Raw genomic sequence first — 17,736 nt, forward strand, 5'->3', positions numbered from 1 at the left:
CCCCTGTTTTCGGCCGGCCGTTCGAGGTGCAGGCGGATGAAATCCATCAGCGTGCGAGCGCCGGCCCAGCGAGGCCCCGCGCGCGGGAGAAGGGAGCGTTTGCGCCGGGGTGGTGGCAAGCACCAGCGCTCGCGCGTAATCGCCTCAGAACGAGCGCGGCATCCCCAGGATATGCTCGCCCACGTACGAAAGAATCAGGTTCGTCGAAATCGGCGCCACCTGGTACAGGCGCGTCTCGCGGAACTTGCGCTCGACGTCATACTCCGCCGCGAAGCCAAAGCCGCCGTGGTACTGCAGGCAGGCATTGGCCGCTTCCCACGACGCATCCGCCGCCAGCATCTTGGCCATATTGGCTTCGGCACCGCACGGCTGGTGCGCGTCGAACAACTTTGCCGCCTTGAAGCGCATCAGGTTGGCAGCCTCGACGTTGACGAAGGCCCTGGCGATCGGGAACTGCACGCCCTGGTTCTGCCCGATCGGGCGGCCGAACACCACGCGCTCGTTGACGTACTTGGTCACCTTGTCGATAAACCAGTAGCCGTCGCCAATGCACTCGGCAGCGATCAGCGTGCGCTCGGCGTTAAGGCCGTCGAGAATGTACTTGAAGCCCTTGCCTTCCTCGCCGATCAGGTTCTCGGCCGGAATCTCAAGATTGTCGAAGAACAGCTCGTTGGTCTCGTGGTTGACCATGTTGAGGATCGGCTGGACGGTCAGTCCCTTGCCGATCGCTTCGCGCAGGTCGACGACGAAGATCGACATGCCTTCCGACTTCTTCGTGCACTCGGCCAGCGGCGTGGTGCGCGCCAGCAGGATCATCAGGTCCGAATGCTGCACGCGCGAGATCCACACTTTCTGGCCGTTGACGACGTACTTGTCGCCCTTGCGCACGGCGGTGGTCTTGATCTTTGTCGTGTCGGTGCCCGTGGTCGGCTCCGTCACGGCCATCGACTGCAGGCGCAGTTCGCCGCTGGCGATCCTGGGCAGGTACAGCTTCTTCTGCTCGGCCGAGCCGTGGCGCAGCAGCGTGCCCATGTTGTACATCTGGCCGTGGCAGGCGCCCGAGTTGCCGCCGGCACGGTTGATTTCCTCCATGATCACGGAGGCCTGCGTCAGGCCCAGGCCCGAACCGCCATACTCTTCCGGGATCAGCGCGGCCAGCCAGCCGGCCGCGGTCAGTGCATTGACGAATTCCTCGGGATAGCCCCGCACTTCGTCAACCTTGCGGAAGTACTCCGACGAGAACTGCCCGCACAGGTCGCGCACGGCTTCACGGATTTCCTGGTATTCATCGATTCGGTTCTGCACAGCCTTGCCTCCGACTTGCCTTGTGGGTTAGTTCAGTTCTGCCGACGCGCTCATCGCGAGGGCGCCGTCTTCATGGCGGATCCACAGCTCGACGGACTTGCCGTCCTGGCTGCGCTTGCCGCAGACGTAAATGCGTTGCGGCACGAAGGTGGGCCGGACACCGCGGAAAGAGAAGCGCCTGACCACCGCATCGGGCAGGTTATTGCGCACCAGTTCCATCAGCAGCATCGCCTGCAGCGGGCCGTGGACGATCAGGTCCGGGTAGTGCTCGACCGCGGTCACGTATTGCTTGTCGTAGTGGATGCGATGGCCGTTGAAGGTCAGCGCGGAGAAGCGGAACAGCAGCACGGGGTCGGTCGCCACCTCCTGGACCCACTCCTCGTCCGTCGGCGCCGGGACCGGTTCCGGTGCGGGCGCGTTGGGCGAGGCGTTCTCGCGGTAGACGATGTCATGCTCCTCCGTGACCGCCAGGCCATCGGGGCCCGAGTACTTGTGCTCGACCGTGACAAAGGCGAGCGACCCGGTGCGGCCGGTCTTGGCGCTCACATCGAGGATGCGCGACACCTTGGAGACCGCATCGCCGACGCGCAGCGGCTGGTGGAACCAGAGCCGGCCACCGGCCCACATGCGGCGCGGCAGCGGCACCGGCGGCAGGAAGCCGCCACGGCTGGCATGGCCGTCCGAACCCAGCTCGGACTGGCGGTGCAGCGGCAGGAAGTACAGCCAGTGCCAGAGCGGCGCGATGGCCGTGCCGCGGACCGTTACGGGGTTCTCATAGTCCAGCGTTGCCGCCAGGGCCTTTACGGGATAGGCAGTGATCTCGTCCTGGCTCTCAGTGGTCCGCCCGATCCATTCCTTCAACTTCACAACGTCCATCACATCTCTCTGGTGTTGATTGCGTGGGTTCCACTATGCGCGCTGCGGCGCTGCGCTCCAATTCGAAAGTTCGGAACGAGCCATTCGCCCGCGCGGAAAGCAGTCTTCAGCCGGCGCGGCCCGCCTGGCGCAGCAGGTCGGCCGCGCGCGCGATCACAGGGGCGTCGACCATCTCGCCATCGAGCTGGAAGGCACCGGGACTCGACCTTGCGCCCTCGATCACACGCGCGGCCCATGCCAGCTGCGCTTCCGACGGGCGATATGCAGTGTTCACCGCATCCACCTGCGACGGATGGATGCAGAGCTTGGCGCCGAATCCCAGCCGCCGGCCGCGTGTGCTGGCGGCGCGGAGCTCATCGGCATCGGCAATGGAGACCGTCACCCCGTCCACCGGCGGTGCAATGCCCGCGGTCCTTGAAGCCAGCACGAGCATGGAGCGGAAGAACAGTAGCTCCTGGTCGTCGCCCTCGATACCCAGCTCCGTGCGGAAGTCCACGGTGCCGAAGATCAGGCGCTCCACACCCGGCGCCGCGGCGATCTCCGCCACGCTGGCCATGCCGGCGGCAGTCTCGATCAGAGGCAGCACCTTGATCGCCGGTGGCAGGTGCCGGGTCACCTGCGCGATCTGCGCGGCACTCTCCGCCTTCGGCAACACGACGCCCTGCACGCCAGGCTTCAGGCAGGCGCGCACGTCGTCCTCGAACCAGCGTGTCTGCGTAGCGTTGATGCGTACCAGGCCGGTGCCGCCTGCCGCCAGGTAGTCGGCGAGCAGGTGCCGGGCCCGGTCCTTGTCTTCTTCCGATACGGCATCCTCGAGATCGAGGATGACCCGGTCGGCGCCCGAGGCGTGAGCCTTGGCAAAACGTTCGGGGCGGTTGGCCGGGACGAACAGATACGAGCGGGCGATAGCGGTGGTTGTCATGGAAACTCTGCTGGCGACAGGCGAGCGCCTGTCTCCCGCCGGCTAGTGGCGGGAAGATGGCAAATACAGAAAAACAGGCGGAAGGAACCGGCGCGGACTAGATCGCGCCCTCCGCATGCAGTCGCGCGACGTCGTCGCCGCTGTAGCCGAGCTCGCGCAGGATCGCTTCGCTGTGCTCGCCCAGCGCGGGGATGGCATCCATGCGCGGCTCGAAGGCATTCGACAGGCCCGGCGGCAGCATCGCGGGGATCACCCCGACCGGGGACCGGACCGAGGTCCAGCGCTCGCGCGCCTTGAGCTGCGGATGGTTCCACAGGTCGCGCATGTCGTTCATGCGCGCGTTGGCGATCTGCGCGCGCTCCAGCCGCTCGACCACGTCGTCGATCGTCAAGGCGGCGAAGACCTCTGTGATTACCTGCGTCAGCTCGACCCGGCTCTTCGAGCGCAGGGAGTTGGTGACGAAGCGCTCGTCGGTACTGAGTTCCGGCCGCTCCAGCACGACACGGCAGAAGGCCTCCCATTCGCGCTCGTTCTGCAGGCCCAGGATGATGGTCTTGCCGTCGCCGGCGGTGAACGGCCCATATGGGAAGATGGTGGCATGCGAGGCGCCGGCGCGCGGCGGCGGCGTGGCGCCGTCGAAGGCGTAGTACAGCGGGAAGCTCATCCACTCGGCCATGCTTTCCAGCATCGACACATCGATATGCGCGCCCTTCCCGGTATTGCCGCGCTGCAGCAGCGCCGCCAGGATATTGGTGTAGGCATACATGCCGGCCGCGATATCCGCGATCGAGCAGCCCGCCTTGGACGGGCTCTCCGGCGTGCCGGTGATCGAGACGAAACCGGACTCGGCCTGGATCAGCAGGTCATAGGCCTTCTTGTCGCGGTACGGGCCGTCGTTGCCATAGCCGGAGATATCGCAGACGACGATGCCGGGATAGCGCTGCGACAGCACTTCGTAGGACAGGCCCAGCCGGTCGGCGGCACCCGGTGCCAGGTTCTGCACCAGCACATCGGCCTGGTCCAGGATCTTCTGCAGGATTGCCGGCGCTTCCGGATGCTTCAGGTCCAGCGCCAGGCTTTCCTTCGAGCGGTTGGTCCAGGCGAAGTGCGACGACATGCCGTCGACGCGCTCGTCGTAGCCGCGCGCGAAGTCGCCGACCTTCGGCCGCTCGATCTTGATAACGCGTGCACCCAGGTCTGCCAGCTGGCGGGTACAGAACGGCGCAGCAATCGCATGCTCCAGTGAAACCACGGTAATGCCATCAAGGGGACGCATAGCAGCCTTTTCGTGAAGATTGCGCTCGCACTGCCATCGCGGCACGAACGGCGGGGATCCGGTTGGCGGCCCGCTTCGCTAGTCGCATCGCCAGCCGCTTCGCTGCAAGTCTCGCAGCCCCGGCATGGCCCGTAAATCTCGTTTTCTCGAAGCAGCCGTTCACCCACGCCGAAAGCACCGCCCTGGCGTGCCCGGCAACGGTTTACGCTCCATGCGGCACCTTGATAAAGTTACGCCCAAGGAGCCCCCATGCATTTTGATTTTGCCGACCTGAGGCTGTTTGCGCGCATCGCCGAAGAAGAGAACCTGTCGCGCGGGGCGAGAAAGGCATTTCTGTCGCCCGCGGCGGCCAGCGCGCGACTCAAGGCGCTGGAAGACCAGCTCGGCACCCGGCTTTTCTACCGCGAAAGCAAGGGCCTGGCCCTGACCCCGGCCGGCGAGCGCCTGCTGCGGCATACACGCGTGATCGAACGCCAGTTCGAGCACGTGCGCAGCGAGTTCGAGGAATATTCGAAAGACTCGGTCGGCCATATCCGCATCTTTGCCAACACGACGGCGGTCACCGAGTTCATGCCCGAGGTGCTGGCCCGCTTCATGGCGGAGCGCCCTGCCGTCACCGTTGACCTGCAGGAACGCCTGACGCGGGACATCATCCGCGGGATACTGGACGGCAGCGCGGACCTTGGCATCATCTCCGGACCGCTCAATGCGGAAGGGCTGGAGGTCATCCACTTCAGCACCGACAAGCTGGTGCTGGCCACGCCGGTGGGACATCCGCTGACGCGGAAGAAGAACGTCACCTTCGACGACACGCTCGAATACGAGCATGTCAGCCTGCATGAAGGCAGCACGCTGCATGCGTTCCTGACCGAACTCGTGCGCGACCAGCGCCGCAAGCTGCAGATCCGCATCCAGATCCGCAGCTTCGAAGCGATGTGCCGGATGATCGAAGCCGGCGTCGGCATCGGTGTGGTGCCGTTGTCGGCCGCATTGCGGCATCGCCAGACCATGAAGATCGACATCATCGAGTTGCCCGAGGCCTGGGCGGTACGCGAGCGCGCGGTGATCGTGCGCGAGCTGGACGGCTTGCCCGGGTGCGCGAAGGCGCTGATCGATGAACTGATCGAAGTGGCGCAGGCCGCGGGCGGGAGCCCGGAAGGCACGCTTTCAAGATGACCCACACCAGAGCAGCCTTCTCGCGCCTGGCGGATCGCGAAAGGATTGCCCGAAGCGGCTGGTGCTCGAGGGCGCCTGGCCCGGGGGCAACATGGATCATGTGTGACTGCTCCGGCGACAGCACGCCCGCCGCTTGCAAAGATTTACAAATTGCTCTGGTGCCGGTGCCTTTTGCAGCGGCGCGCCGGGAATCAAGCATCACTTCGCAAGTGCCCTGGCACGGACGGCTTCGACAAACCATGCCACGTCAGTCACTTTCGGCGAAAAACCGTATGCAAGGCGTTGCAGTAGGGTTTCATCGAATGTGTTACTGAATGTAAATGACGTAACTTGATTGCATGTTGTTCCGCCGACTTTGCAAGGTCGGTAGCCCTGAGCAGTGGGGACGTCATGCAGCATTCCAATCGATTCGCGTGCGGCCTGAGCGGCACGCTCGCATCCGGCCACAGCAGCCGGAACAGCCGTCCCGGCAAGACGCCCGCTATCCGCGCTCAGGCAATTCGTCACCGACGGCACTTCGGCCGTGCCCAGCGCCTCACCACGGCGCTTCAACGCCCGCCTACCGCCTGCCGACCTGCGTTACAAGCCTGCCGTCCGCCGCTTTGCCTTGAGCGAAGTCGCTCCTGCAGCTGTCCGGCGCACCCTGTGCGCTGAAGCGATCGCGGCATCGCGCCAGCAAGAGGCCCGGTTTGCCGGACCCGGCCTTGGATCAACGCGGCAACCATATTTTCGGAAGGCAGGGATTGCCATGGCGCTCTATGCTCTGCGTGAACTCACGCTGCAGTCGGTCGGGCCGCTCGGGGCCATGATCGAAGCGGGTCAGCGTGCCGTCGATTTCTGGGGCGAGTCCATCGCGTGGCTGCCCGGGATGCGCGAGGCCGGTGCCGCGCTTGATTTGTTTACCCGGCTGACCAGGTCCTACGGGAAGCCTCGCTTCGCCATCGACGAGGTCATCGTGTGCGGTCAACAGGTGCCGGTTACCGAGACCGTGCTGATCGAGGCGCCCTTCTGCCGGCTGCTGCATTTCAGGAAGGACATGCCAAGCCCCGGTCCCCGCGTGCTGCTGGTGGCGCCGCTCTCGGGCCACTACGCCACGCTGCTGCGCCCGACGGTCGAAGCCTTGCTGCCCGGGCATGATGTCTACATTACCGACTGGGCCGACGCGCGCCTGGTCCCGCTCGATGCGGGCGGCTTTGACCTTGGCAATTACGTCGATTACCTCAAGCAGTTCATGCGATACCTCGGCGCCGGCACGCATATCGTGGCGGTATGCCAGCCAGGGGTTCCGGTGCTCTGTGCGGCCGCCCAGATGGCGGAGGACAACGAGCACGCCCAACCGTGCTCCATGACGCTGATCGCCGCGCCGATCGACACCCGCGTCAGCCCGACGGCGGTCAACCGGTTCGCGCAAAAATATTCGCTGCCATGGTTCGAGTCGAATGTCATCGAACGCGTACCCGACAGTTACCCGGGACGGGGGCGCAAGGTTTATCCCGGCTTCCTGCAGCTTGCTGGCTTCGTCTCGATGAACGTCGCACGCCACGCCGGCGCGCACCTTGACTATTACCGCCACCTGGTCGATGGCAGGCAGCACGAGGCCGCCAGGCATCGCCAGTTCTATGACGAGTACAACGCCGTGCTCGACGTGCCGGCCGAGTACTACCTGGAAACCATCCGGAAGGTTTTCCTGGAGCATCACCTGTGCCGCGGCTGCATGGAGGTTGGCCAGCGCCGCGTCTGCCCCGAGGCCATCACGAACGTGTCACTGCTGACCATCGAAGGCAGCGAGGACGACATCACCGGCCGGGGCCAGACCGAAGCGGCCCACGCACTCTGCACAGGCATTGCCAATGACCGCAGAGCGCACCTGGTCGTTGACGGCGTGGGTCACTACGGGACGTTCGCCGGCCAGGGATTCCGGCAATCCATCCTGCCGGCCATTTCGCAGTTCATCCAGCGGTGTGCGGACTGAGCGCAATGTCACAGCCTCGAAGCGAGGTGCGGACCTCTAACCTTTGCCCGCATGCCTTTTTCGTGCGGCCGTGATGAAAATCATTTGGTTAGAGCTTCTGCGCGCGTATGCTGGAACTGCCATCTTGGCAAGCAACGCACCAGGAGCAATCATGGCAAAGAGTCAACTACGCAGCACTCGCGAACCGAAAAAACCCAAGCAGCCCAAGAAGCCGCCAGTGCCGGCAACCCCGTTCAGCATGGTTCATTCGAGGGTCGGAAACGAAGGTGTCGCCAAGAAGAAGACATAAATCGGTTGGCCGCACAGACGCGGCACATGACACGCAACTTGTATGGCACTTGCCTTCCCCAACCCCAGCCGCAGCTATGATGCATCCAGGCATGGCGTGTGGTTCTGGGGTTATGACAACGCACGCGAAATTAGCTTCCTTGTGGACGACCGCGTACTGCTGAGTTTCGACTCCGCGCCCTGTTCCGACGAAGCCGGGGTGCTGGCCTCCTTTGACCGGCATCGCGATGAGATTCTGAAGATCGCCATGGCGCTCTATGCCGAGGGGCAGCAGACTCTCTACGTGCTGCACTGAGGAGCCTGCTAATGCGCGCCTGCCGGCAAGCCCCCGCTGCCGCCAGCGCTGCCGCGGTCTGGCTGCTGGTGGCGGCCATGGCCGCCGGGGCCTGGCTGCTGCCGCGCATCGCGCAGCCGCCGCAGTATCATCGTTTTGCCGATCCTTACGCCTGCTTCGGCACGCCCCACTGCCTCGACATTGGCTCGAACCTGCTGTTCCTGCTCGCGGGCGCGGCCGGCCTGCGCTATCTCGGTGCGAGCGCCTCCAGCCGAGCTTTTATCGCACCCGTTGAGGCCTGGCCTTACCGGGTGCTTTTTCTCGCCGTCTTCCTCGTGGGGCTGGGCTCGGGTTACTACCACCTGGCCCCGGACAACCAGCGGCTGGTGTGGGACCGGGCACCGCTGGCGCTCGCGCTGATGGCCTGGCTGGGCGCCAACGTGTGCGAGCGCGCCAGCCTGAAGGCCGGCTTGCGGCTGCTGCCGCTGCTGCTGATCGCGGGGCCGGCCAGCGTCGGCTACTGGGCATGGAGCGAAGCCCGCGGCAGCGGAGACCTGCGCCCTTACCTCCTGGTCCAGGCCTGCGCCATGCTGGTGGTGCCGCTACTGCTCTGCCTCTATGCACCGCGCTACACTGGCGACCGGGATGTGCTGGCCATCACCGGCGGCTATGCGCTGGCCCTGGTTTGCGATGTACTGGACCACCAGATCGCCGCGCTGACGGGACTGGTCAGCGGGCACACGCTCAAGCACGTGATCGCAGCGCTGGCCGTGTATGGCGTCTTGCTTAGGCTGAAGCGGCGCCGCATCGTGGAGGAAGGGACATGACGGTACCCGAACCGCCTGAAAGCGCGCTTCAGGAGAAACATGCCATGACGGCAAGCGAAAACCCCTCTCCGGCAACATATCCTGGTCGCTACTGGCATTTCCTGGACGACGGCCGCATGCAATGCGACCTGTGTCCGCGCCATTGCCGCCTGCATGACGAGCAGCGCGGCGCCTGCTTCGTGCGTCAGCGGGTTGGCGGCCGGATGCTGCTGACCGCCTATGGCCGCTCATCCGGCTTCTGTATCGACCCGATCGAAAAGAAGCCGCTCCACCACTTCTACCCGGGCAGCGCCGTCCTGTCGTTCGGCACGGCAGGCTGCAACCTGGCCTGCAAGTTCTGCCAGAACTGGGACATCAGCAAATCGCGTGAAATGGAGACACTGGCCGTGGCAGCCATGCCCGAAGCCATTGCCGAAGCGGCGGCGGCCCATGACTGCAAGAGCGTGGCTTTCACCTATAACGACCCGGTGATTTTCGCCGAATACGCGATGGACGTTGCCGATGCCTGCCGCGAACTGGGCATCATGGCGGTGGCGGTAACCGCCGGGTATATCGGCGAGCAGGCACGACGCGATTTCTATGGCCGGATGGACGCGGCAAACGTCGACCTGAAGGGCTTTACCGACGCGTTCTATGTTGCATTCACGGGTGCACATCTGCAGCCTGTGCTGGATACGCTCCTGTACCTGAAGCACGCGACCAAAGTCTGGTTCGAGATCACAACCCTGCTGATTCCCGGCAAGAACGACAGCGATGAGGAAATCCGCGCGGAGGCCCGGTGGGTCGCGAGGGAACTTGGCACCGACGTCCCGCTGCACTTTACGGGGTTTCATCCCGACTACAAGATGCGCGACGTGCCGCCGACGCCGTTCTCCACGCTGGCGCATGCCCGCAAGCTCGCGATCGATGAGGGGCTGCGTTACGTGTACACCGGCAACGTCCACGACAGGGAAGGCGCAACCACCTACTGCCCCGCCTGCCGCGCACCGCTGATCGTGCGCGACTGGCATGCGATCGAGAGCTATCGCCTCACGCCAACCGGAACCTGCCCCGACTGCTTTGAGCCGGTTGCCGGTTGCTTCGGGCATTTCGAGCATCACTTCGGGCGGCGCCGGATTCCCGTGCACATCGGAACGTAGCCCAGTGGTGCAGCGCTGACGGCCCATGCCAGCAAACCTCTCTCCCGAGTACAAACAGGCCGAGCAGGCCTATCGGCTGGCGCGCCAGCCGCGTGAGCAGCTCGAGTGCCTGAAGGAGATGCTCCGTGTCATTCCCAAGCACAAGGGGACGGAGCGCCTGCAAGCCGATATCAAATCGCGGATCAGGGAACTGACCCACGAATCCGCGGGCCACGGGAAGGCGGCTCGCAAGGGGCCGTCACATGCGGTGCATGCCGAAGGCGCGGCCCAGCTCTGCCTGATCGGCCCGTCCGGCGCGGGAAAATCCAGCCTGCATGCGCAGCTGACAGGATCGGGCAGCGAGGCCGGGCCCTATCCTCACCCAACCCAGTTTCCGGTCCCCGCCATGTTGCCGTTCGAGGACATTGCATTCCAGCTCGTGGACCTGCCACCTGTCTCAGCCGAATTCATGCAACCCGGGATCACCGACATGGTGCGGGTGACAGACGGCGTGCTGCTCGTGGTCGACCTGAGTGCGCCCGACTGTACGGAACAGCTGGCGCTGATTCTCCGGCGACTCGCCGAAGCCAGGATCAACCTGTCGGAGCGCTGGCCAGGCGAGGCGGACAGCCCTGCCGCATCGGCCGCATCGCCGGCGTCGGCGCCTGACCCGTTCAGTGTCCACCTCCCTGCACTGCTGCTGGCCAACAAGGCCGATCTCGCCAGCCCCGACGACGCGGCCGTGCTCGAAGACCTGCTCGGCGTACATTTTCCGGCGCTCGCAACCTCGGCAACCCGCGGACAAGGACTGGCCGAAATCGGTCCGTTTCTTTTCAGGGCCCTGGGCATTGTGCGTGTTTACACCAAGGCCCCCGGGAAACCCGTCGAGCAGAGTCGGCCGTTTACGATGCGCCGCGGCGACACCGTACTGGATGTCGCCCTGCGGGTGCACCCGGATCTCGCGCGTACGTTCAAATTCGCCCGCATCTGGGGGAGCGGCAAGTTCAGCGGGCAGCAGGTGGGCGCCGATCATCCGGTCGCCGATCGGGACGTCGTGGAACTGCATGCATAGGCGCATCGCCGGCCAAAAGCCTGCGCCCCTTGGCAGAGTGGATCAGGCTGCGCGCGGCGGCACAGCCGGATTCACGTTGACCTGTTCGTCGGCCGCCCTATAATCAACCTGCTGGCTGAGAGGCGCTTTGACAAGGCGAAGGCAGGTCAGCGAAACGATCATGTTTCCTGGATGGTTTGCTGGTTGAAGCGTGATCGTGCAGGCGAAATACGCCTGCAGGTCCGAGCCGGATCATGAGTTGCTGACCCGGTTCGGACGCCCCCTGGTGGCTGAAAAGGCTGAAAGGGCGGAAAGCGCCGAGCACCTGCAGAAGGTGCTTTTTTGTTGGGTGTTCCCTAGATATCGGGAGCCAGCAGCACTCCGCTTTTCACGGTGTGGATCAGCGCAAGGCGATCTTCGACAGCCTTGCGCAGGACTTCCCGTCCCCTGAACGGATCCGTCAGGTAACTGGCGTACTGGCTTGCCCGGATCTGCACCTTGAGGCTCATCATCGTCGATCCGCTCTCCGGCCATGTCACCATGAATGCCGGATGTCCGTCCGCGCATTCAACGAAAGCCGTGTCAGGAGACGCAAAACAGGAGTCAGCACCCTGGGCCAGGAACTGGAGATCCTTGTCCTTGAACTCGTAAGTTGCCATGTCTTTCTCCCATCGCGCGGAAGACCGTGGCGTGGACGTCATCAGCGCGGGCAGCAGCCGCCTCCGCTCATTCCCATGTTAATACGCCTGGAGCATCCCCGGAGGCGTGCCGGCGCGCGCGGCCGGCACTGCCCCCCGTCAGTCGAGTTCGATGTTCGCGCGCGCTCAGTCGGCCTCGACCTTCATGGTCTTCAGCAGCGGCTGCCACTTGTCGCTTTCGGCCTTGAGCCAGGTCTTCAGCCCCTCCGGCGTCTGCTTGTCGGCGGGCACGATCTCGGCGCCCAGGTCATCGAGGCGCTTGGCCACCACCGGATCCTTCAGCGCCTGCTGCAATGCCTTGGTCAGCCGCGCCACCACGGTCGGCGGCGTGCCCTTGGGCGCGTACACGCCATGCCAGACCTTCATCGAAAAGCCCTTCAACCCGCCCTCCTGCAGCGTCGGCGCATTAGGCAGCGCCTTGATGCGGTTGGGTGTGGTCACGCCATACAGCTTGACGCGGTTGGCGTTGATATGCGGCAGCGTCGAGGTGGTCTGGTCGCACAGCAGGTCGACCTGGCCGCCCAGCAGGGCAGTCATCGCGGGACCCGTTCCCTGGTAAGGGACAGCCGTCATCTTGACGTGCACCGCTTCCTCGAACAACAGGCCGCACAACTGCGACACCGCGCCGAGGCCGGCATTGGCCAGCGACACCTTGTCCTTGTTCTGCGCTACGTACTTCACCAGTTCAGCCGCGTTGGCGGGCGGCAGGTCCTTGCGGCCGAGCAACGTCATCGGCACATCGGCAACCTGGCCGATGTATTCGAAATCCTTCAGCGGGCTGTAGGACAGCTTCTTGTACAGCGCCGGCGCGGTGGCCATGCCGTTGTGATGGATCAGGATGGTGTAGCCATCCGGCTGCGCGCGCGCCACGAACGCCGCCGCGACGGTCCCGCCGGCGCCCAGGCGGTTTTCCACCACCACGCTCTGGCCCAGGTCCCTGGCCATCGCCTGGCCGAGTGCCCGCGACACGACATCGGTGGGTCCGCCTGCGGAGAACGGCACCACCAGCGTGATCGGCTTCGACGGAAAGGCATCCGCAGCCTGCGTCCCGCCGGCGAGCGCCAGGCCCAGCGCTCCGACCACCATCCATTGCCAACCCTTGCCCTGCACTGCTTGCGTCACCATCGTTGCCGTCTCCATGCTGCCGGCACCTGTGCACCGGTCGGTTATCGATCGGCGCCAGATTGCAGCACAAGGCTACGGCTGGCTATCCGGATTTCCCGAACGGACCATATGGCAAAACCGAATGCAGGGATGACTTCGAGGGACTGGCAGGCACGCAGCGGCGGCAAGCCGCGCATGGCAGAGCTTACCGGCAGGCGCGCGGCTCTTTCGCCCGGATGCGCCCAAGCGCCTTGAGGAAACGGTAACCCTGGAGCGTGACCTGCGGCCGGCTGACACTGGGCCCGACCCGTTCGAGCGTTATCAGCTGGTGCGCGAGCAGCGCTTCCACATCGGTCCGGTCCAGCTCGGGCGGGTCGCTGCTGTCGTTGACAAGGACCAGGGTGGCAAACTCGTGATGACTCAGCACAGGCGTCTCCTCGGCAAACATGGGTAGTGTGTTGCAACGGGACTGCGCTAGCGCCCTCTGTGGTCCGGTCTGGTGGTGCAGACCCTGTTTTGCGGGGCGCCTAGATTGGCTGGCGACGCTTACCGTTCGCGCCGCGAAAGTCCATCTTAGTCGGTCACCCGGGACTGTTCAATGCCGGATGCAGAACGAAGAGCCGCTGCATTATCCTCACATTGCCCTGCCAGTCGGCGCTCGCGCCGCGGTGCAACATGGAGATGCGGCGGCAATGTCCGACCGGTTAGTCGGTATGCGAATTCCCGCCGCGCCCGCGCAGCGCCGGCAGCCTGCGCCCATGAAAGACAGTAGCCTCAGTCATGCACACGACACCCTTCATTGCCATCGGCAAACGACTTGCGCCGCCGCGCTTCCTGGTGTGCGGCGCCATCCTGATCGTCGCGACCGGCGCGGCGGCAGCACTCGGCGCGCAGCTGCGCATCGCGCTGCTGATCGGCTTCGATTTCGCCGCGCTGGTCTTCCTTGGCGCCGCGCTGCCGCTGTTGCGCGCCGATGCCGCTACGATGCGGCGCACCGCAGAACACAACGACGCCAACCGGCCCGCATTGCTGGCAATCACCGTGCTGCTGTCGATGGTCATCCTGGTGGCGATCGGCACGCTGGTCGCGCGCCCCGGGACGCCGCACTGGCTCGACGTCGCGCTGATCGTCGCCACGCTGGTCCTGTCCTGGCTCTTCGCCAATACTGTCTTCACGCTGCACTATGCGCATCTCTTCTACCTGCAGTCGCCCACCGGCGACCGGCGCGGACTGGAAGTGCCCGGCGTGCGGGAACCCGGCTACTGGGACTTCCTGTATTTCAGTTTCACGCTGGGCATGACGTTCCAGACGTCGGACATCACCATTCACGGCGCGCATATGCGCAGGGTGGTGCTGGCGCACTGCATGGCCGCGTTCCTGTTCAACATGGGGATCCTGGCGTTCACCGTGAACGCCCTCGGCGGCTTGTAGCACGGGTGGTCCGGCGTTCATCTGTCTGACATATACGCCCGCCAGAATCCGTGACGTCATTCAAGCCACGGAGTCGTCATGACCCACACAATTGAAGTCCGCGGGCTTTCCAAATCGTTCCGCGCGGACCGCAAGGCGCTTGACGAGGTCACGCTTAGCGTTGCCCCCGGCGAAATGGTTGCACTGCTGGGCGCCTCGGGATCGGGCAAGTCTACGCTGCTGCGCCACATGGCCGGCTTTGTCACCGCCGATGCCGGCGAGATCCTGGTCAACGGCCGCCCGGTGCAGCGCAATGGCCGCCTGGCCCGCAACGTGCGCCAGGTGCGCGGCGAAATCGGCTTCGTCTTCCAGCAGTTCAACCTGGTGGGCCGGTTGCCGGTGATCACCAATGTGCTGGTCGGCATGCTGGCCCGCATACCGAAATGGCGCAGCCTGTTCCGCATCTTCAAGGCCGATGAACTGCGTGCCGGGCTCGATGCACTCGCCCAGGTTGGTATAGACGACTATGCGTTTCAGCGCGCCTCGACGCTGTCGGGCGGCCAGCAGCAACGCGCGGCGATTGCGCGCACGCTGGTGCAGAACGCGCGCGTGATCCTGGCCGACGAACCGATCGCCTCGCTCGACCCGGAGTCGTCGCGCCGCGTGATGTCGCTGCTCACCCAGATCAACCGCACGCGCAAGGTGGCGGTGGTGGTATCGCTGCACCAGGTGGACGTGGCCATGCGCTACTGCCCGCGCGTGGTGGCGCTGCGCCACGGCAAGGTGGTCTATGACGGTCCCTCGGCGGCGCTGACGTCGGCCATGCTGCGCGACCTGTACGGCACCGAGGCCGACGAGCTGCTGCATGATGCCGCAACGGATGCCGACGAACCCGCCGCGGCAATGCCCGCACCCGCGATGGTCACCATGAACCTGGCGGCCGCCTGAGCGCCGCCCCTTCCCGCCCCTTCCCGCAGTCTTTCCCAAGCTTTCCCAATCGGAGTTGTCCATGCTTCGCAGAACCTTTGTCGCCGTCGTCGCTTCCGGCCTGGTCGCCCTGCCGTCCCTGTCCGCATTTGCCCAGGACGCCAAGAGCCTGAACATCGGCTTTATCTCGACGGAGTCGTCGTCAAACCTGAAGGCAGCCTGGCAGCCGCTGATCGACGATCTCAGCAAGACGCTGGGCGTGACGGTCAAGCCGTTCTTCGCCTCGGACTATGCCGGCATCATCGAAGGCATGCGCTTCAACAAGGTCCAGATCGCCTGGTTCGGCAACAAGTCCGCGATGGAAGCCGTGGACCGCGCCAATGGCGAGGTCTTTGCCTCGGTGATCGACAAGGACGGCAACCCGGGTTACTGGTCGCTGCTGATCGTCAACAAGGACAGCGACCTGAAGAGCGTCGAGGACGTGATCAAGCGCGGCAAGGAGCTGAGCTACGGCGCCGGCGACCCCAACTCGACCTCGGGCACCGCGGTCCCGGGCTACTACCTGTGGACCGCCAACAAGGTCGACCTGAAAACGCTGTTCAAGGCCGTGCGCATCGGCAACCACGAAGCCAACCTGCTGTCGGTGCTGAACAAGCAGGTGGACGTGGCGGTGAACAACACCGAAAACATGGAGCGCTACCGCATCAACACGGGCAAGAATCCGTTTGACCAGGTGCGCGTGCTGTGGAAGTCGCCGCTGATCCCGGCCGACCCGATGGTCTACCGCAAGGACCTGTCGCCCGAGCTGAAGAAGAAGATCCAGACCTTCTTCGTCAACTACGGCAAGGGCACCGACGCCGCACGCGAGAAGCAGGTGCTGGCCGCGCTGACGTACCAGGGCTTCCGCCCCTCCACCGACGCGCAGCTGGTGCCGATCCGCCAGATCGAGCTGGCCCGGGAGAAGGCCAAGATCGAGACCGACACCACGCTGGCCGCTGCCGACAAGGACAAGCGCCTGGCCGACGTCTCGCGCCGCCTGGCCGAGCTGGACAAGGCCGCCGCGGCCACCGCCGCGCAGTAACTGCGCCTTGCAGGGCCGGCCTGGCGCCGGCCCTGTGCCGTCCCCACATTCCCTGCTTCAAACCGGATTGCCCATGACCGCCACCGCCACGCCCGGCCTGCCCCCGTCGTCCCGAAACCCCGCCAGGCCGCCGCGCACGTCCCTTGCCATGATGCTGACCTGGGCGGTCGTGCTGGCCTTGCTCGGCCTGTCCTGGCAAGGCGCCGACATGCGCCCGCTGGACCTGCTGCGCGATTCCGACAACATGGCGAAATTCGCCGCCGAATTCTTCCCGCCCGATTTCCGCGACTGGCGCCACTACCTGGACGAGATGCTCGTCACCGTGCAGATCGCGCTGTGGGGTACCGCCATGGCAGTCGCGATGGCGGTGCCGCTGGGGCTGCTGTGCTCGGCCAATATTGTGCCCGCGTGGGTCTACCAGCCGGCGCGCCGCGTCATGGATGCCTGCCGGGCCATCAACGAGATGGTGTTCGCGATGCTGTTCATCGTCGCCGTCGGCCTGGGACCGTTCGCTGGCGTGCTGGCAATCTGGATCCACACTACCGGCGTATTGGCCAAGCTGTTTGCGGAAGCGGTCGAGGCGATCGACCCGCGCCCGGTCGAAGGCGTGCGCGCCACCGGCGCCGGCCCGGTCGAAGAGATCGTCTACGGCGTGATTCCGCAGGTGCTGCCGCTGTGGCTGTCGTTTGCGCTGTACCGCTTCGAGTCGAACGTGCGTTCGGCTTCGGTGGTGGGCATTGTCGGCGCCGGCGGCATCGGCTCCGTGCTGTGGGAAATCATCCGCAGCTTCCAGTATGGGCAGACCTGCGCGGTGATGATCATCATCATCCTGTTTGTGTCGAGCATCGACATTATTTCGGCGCAGATTCGCAAGGTGCTGGTGTGAGCGACATGCTGACGATCGAACGCATCGAAGCCCTCTTCGCCAGCCATGGCACCGAATGGTATGGCGGCGAGTCCATCAGCCAGACCGCCCATGCGCTGCAGTGCGCGCAACTGGCCGAACAGGCCGGCGAGCCCGATACGCTGGTCGTAGCGGCCCTGCTGCACGACATCGGCCACCTGATGCTCGCCGAAAGCACCACCACCGACATACGCCACCAGGAGGCCGCCGCCGACGCGCTTGCGGCGCTGTTTGGCGAGCATGTTACCGAGCCCGTGCGGCTGCACGTCGCCGCCAAGCGCTACCTGTGCGCGGTCGATCGCGCCTACTTCGACACCCTGTCGCCCGCCTCAGTGCAGAGCCTGGCGCTGCAGGGCGGGCCCTATGACGCGGCCGGCGCCGAGGCGTTCGCCGCCAGCGCCCATGCCGACGCCGCGGTGCGCCTGCGCCGCTACGACGACCTGGCCAAGGTTGTCGACCTGGCCACGCCGCCGCTGGCACACTACCTCGCTATCGCCGCGCGCTGCGCGCACGCCCCCTCGTGAATG

At 65.1% G+C, this 17,736-nt stretch carries 18 protein-coding genes; 11 read left to right on the plus strand and 7 right to left on the minus strand.

Annotated features, from left to right (window positions below; genetic code table 11):
* Nucleotides 1-144: 144 nt before the first annotated feature.
* The 4 genes from IPF36_RS26310 to IPF36_RS26325 all read right to left on the minus strand — a co-directional run bounded on the left by IPF36_RS26310 (nucleotide 145) and on the right by IPF36_RS26325 (nucleotide 4,379).
* Complete coding sequence (locus IPF36_RS26310) at nucleotides 145-1,305, minus strand: acyl-CoA dehydrogenase family protein (protein ID WP_135705107.1); 1,161 nt, start codon at nucleotides 1,303-1,305, stop codon at nucleotides 145-147.
* A 27-nt stretch (nucleotides 1,306-1,332) separates the two neighbouring features.
* Nucleotides 1,333-2,181, minus strand: a complete 849-nt coding sequence (locus IPF36_RS26315; RefSeq protein WP_195431334.1) for a MaoC family dehydratase N-terminal domain-containing protein — start codon at nucleotides 2,179-2,181, stop codon at nucleotides 1,333-1,335.
* 106 nt (nucleotides 2,182-2,287) lie between these two features.
* Nucleotides 2,288-3,103: a CoA ester lyase gene (locus IPF36_RS26320; protein ID WP_195431337.1), complete on the minus strand. Its 816-nt coding sequence runs from the start codon at nucleotides 3,101-3,103 to the stop codon at nucleotides 2,288-2,290.
* A gap of 97 nt (nucleotides 3,104-3,200) precedes the next feature.
* Nucleotides 3,201-4,379: a CaiB/BaiF CoA-transferase family protein gene (locus IPF36_RS26325; RefSeq protein WP_195431340.1), complete on the minus strand. Its 1,179-nt coding sequence runs from the start codon at nucleotides 4,377-4,379 to the stop codon at nucleotides 3,201-3,203.
* Between the two features lie 249 nt (nucleotides 4,380-4,628).
* Between IPF36_RS26325 and IPF36_RS26330 the strand changes: the two genes are divergently transcribed.
* From IPF36_RS26330 to IPF36_RS26355, 6 genes are all read left to right on the plus strand, one after another.
* Nucleotides 4,629-5,555, plus strand: a complete 927-nt coding sequence (locus IPF36_RS26330; RefSeq protein ID WP_195431343.1) for a LysR family transcriptional regulator — start codon at nucleotides 4,629-4,631, stop codon at nucleotides 5,553-5,555.
* 748 nt (nucleotides 5,556-6,303) lie between these two features.
* A complete protein-coding gene (locus tag IPF36_RS26335) occupies nucleotides 6,304-7,527 on the plus strand; it encodes a polyhydroxyalkanoate depolymerase (RefSeq protein ID WP_195431346.1) in 1,224 nt (407 codons plus the stop codon).
* Between the two features lie 331 nt (nucleotides 7,528-7,858).
* A complete protein-coding gene (locus IPF36_RS26340) occupies nucleotides 7,859-8,110 on the plus strand; it encodes a DUF1488 domain-containing protein (RefSeq protein ID WP_133098306.1) in 252 nt (83 codons plus the stop codon).
* A gap of 11 nt (nucleotides 8,111-8,121) precedes the next feature.
* Complete coding sequence (locus tag IPF36_RS26345; protein WP_195431349.1) at nucleotides 8,122-8,916, plus strand: hypothetical protein; 795 nt, start codon at nucleotides 8,122-8,124, stop codon at nucleotides 8,914-8,916.
* Nucleotides 8,913-10,055 carry an AmmeMemoRadiSam system radical SAM enzyme gene (gene amrS, locus IPF36_RS26350; protein WP_255519908.1) on the plus strand — a complete coding sequence of 381 codons (1,143 nt, stop codon included), beginning with the start codon at nucleotides 8,913-8,915 and terminating at the stop codon, nucleotides 10,053-10,055. The genes IPF36_RS26345 and amrS overlap by 4 nt, the downstream gene beginning before the upstream one ends.
* A 25-nt stretch (nucleotides 10,056-10,080) precedes the next feature.
* A complete protein-coding gene (locus IPF36_RS26355) occupies nucleotides 10,081-11,106 on the plus strand; it encodes a TGS domain-containing protein (RefSeq protein ID WP_135705101.1) in 1,026 nt (341 codons plus the stop codon).
* Nucleotides 11,107-11,441: 335 nt separating this feature from the next.
* Here the strand turns inward: IPF36_RS26355 and IPF36_RS26360 are convergent, their stop codons facing one another.
* The 3 genes from IPF36_RS26360 to IPF36_RS26370 all read right to left on the minus strand — a co-directional run bounded on the left by IPF36_RS26360 (nucleotide 11,442) and on the right by IPF36_RS26370 (nucleotide 13,335).
* Nucleotides 11,442-11,744: a hypothetical protein gene (locus tag IPF36_RS26360; RefSeq protein ID WP_133098303.1), complete on the minus strand. Its 303-nt coding sequence runs from the start codon at nucleotides 11,742-11,744 to the stop codon at nucleotides 11,442-11,444.
* A 165-nt stretch (nucleotides 11,745-11,909) separates the two neighbouring features.
* Nucleotides 11,910-12,869 carry a tripartite tricarboxylate transporter substrate-binding protein gene (locus tag IPF36_RS26365; protein ID WP_243737101.1) on the minus strand — a complete coding sequence of 320 codons (960 nt, stop codon included), beginning with the start codon at nucleotides 12,867-12,869 and terminating at the stop codon, nucleotides 11,910-11,912.
* 223 nt (nucleotides 12,870-13,092) lie between these two features.
* Complete coding sequence (locus IPF36_RS26370; RefSeq protein WP_218959717.1) at nucleotides 13,093-13,335, minus strand: hypothetical protein; 243 nt, start codon at nucleotides 13,333-13,335, stop codon at nucleotides 13,093-13,095.
* Between the two features lie 332 nt (nucleotides 13,336-13,667).
* Between IPF36_RS26370 and IPF36_RS26375 the strand changes: the two genes are divergently transcribed.
* The 5 genes from IPF36_RS26375 to IPF36_RS26395 all read left to right on the plus strand — a co-directional run bounded on the left by IPF36_RS26375 (nucleotide 13,668) and on the right by IPF36_RS26395 (nucleotide 17,733).
* On the plus strand, nucleotides 13,668-14,318 hold the full coding sequence (locus tag IPF36_RS26375) for a DUF1345 domain-containing protein (protein ID WP_133098301.1): 651 nt from the start codon (nucleotides 13,668-13,670) through the stop codon (nucleotides 14,316-14,318).
* Between the two features lie 78 nt (nucleotides 14,319-14,396).
* Complete coding sequence (phnC, locus tag IPF36_RS26380; RefSeq protein WP_135705099.1) at nucleotides 14,397-15,245, plus strand: phosphonate ABC transporter ATP-binding protein; 849 nt, start codon at nucleotides 14,397-14,399, stop codon at nucleotides 15,243-15,245.
* A gap of 61 nt (nucleotides 15,246-15,306) precedes the next feature.
* On the plus strand, nucleotides 15,307-16,305 hold the full coding sequence (gene phnD, locus IPF36_RS26385) for a phosphonate ABC transporter substrate-binding protein (RefSeq protein WP_195431352.1): 999 nt from the start codon (nucleotides 15,307-15,309) through the stop codon (nucleotides 16,303-16,305).
* A 73-nt stretch (nucleotides 16,306-16,378) separates the two neighbouring features.
* Nucleotides 16,379-17,191, plus strand: coding sequence for a phosphonate ABC transporter, permease protein PhnE (gene phnE / locus IPF36_RS26390; protein WP_195431354.1), 813 nt, complete (start codon nucleotides 16,379-16,381; stop codon nucleotides 17,189-17,191).
* Between the two features lie 5 nt (nucleotides 17,192-17,196).
* Entirely contained in the window at nucleotides 17,197-17,733 is a 537-nt protein-coding gene (locus IPF36_RS26395) for a phosphonate degradation HD-domain oxygenase (protein ID WP_195431358.1), read from the plus strand.
* Nucleotides 17,734-17,736: the final 3 nt, after the last annotated feature.

The organism is Cupriavidus sp. IK-TO18 (assembly GCF_015549295.1).
GTDB lineage: Bacteria > Pseudomonadota > Gammaproteobacteria > Burkholderiales > Burkholderiaceae > Cupriavidus > Cupriavidus oxalaticus_A.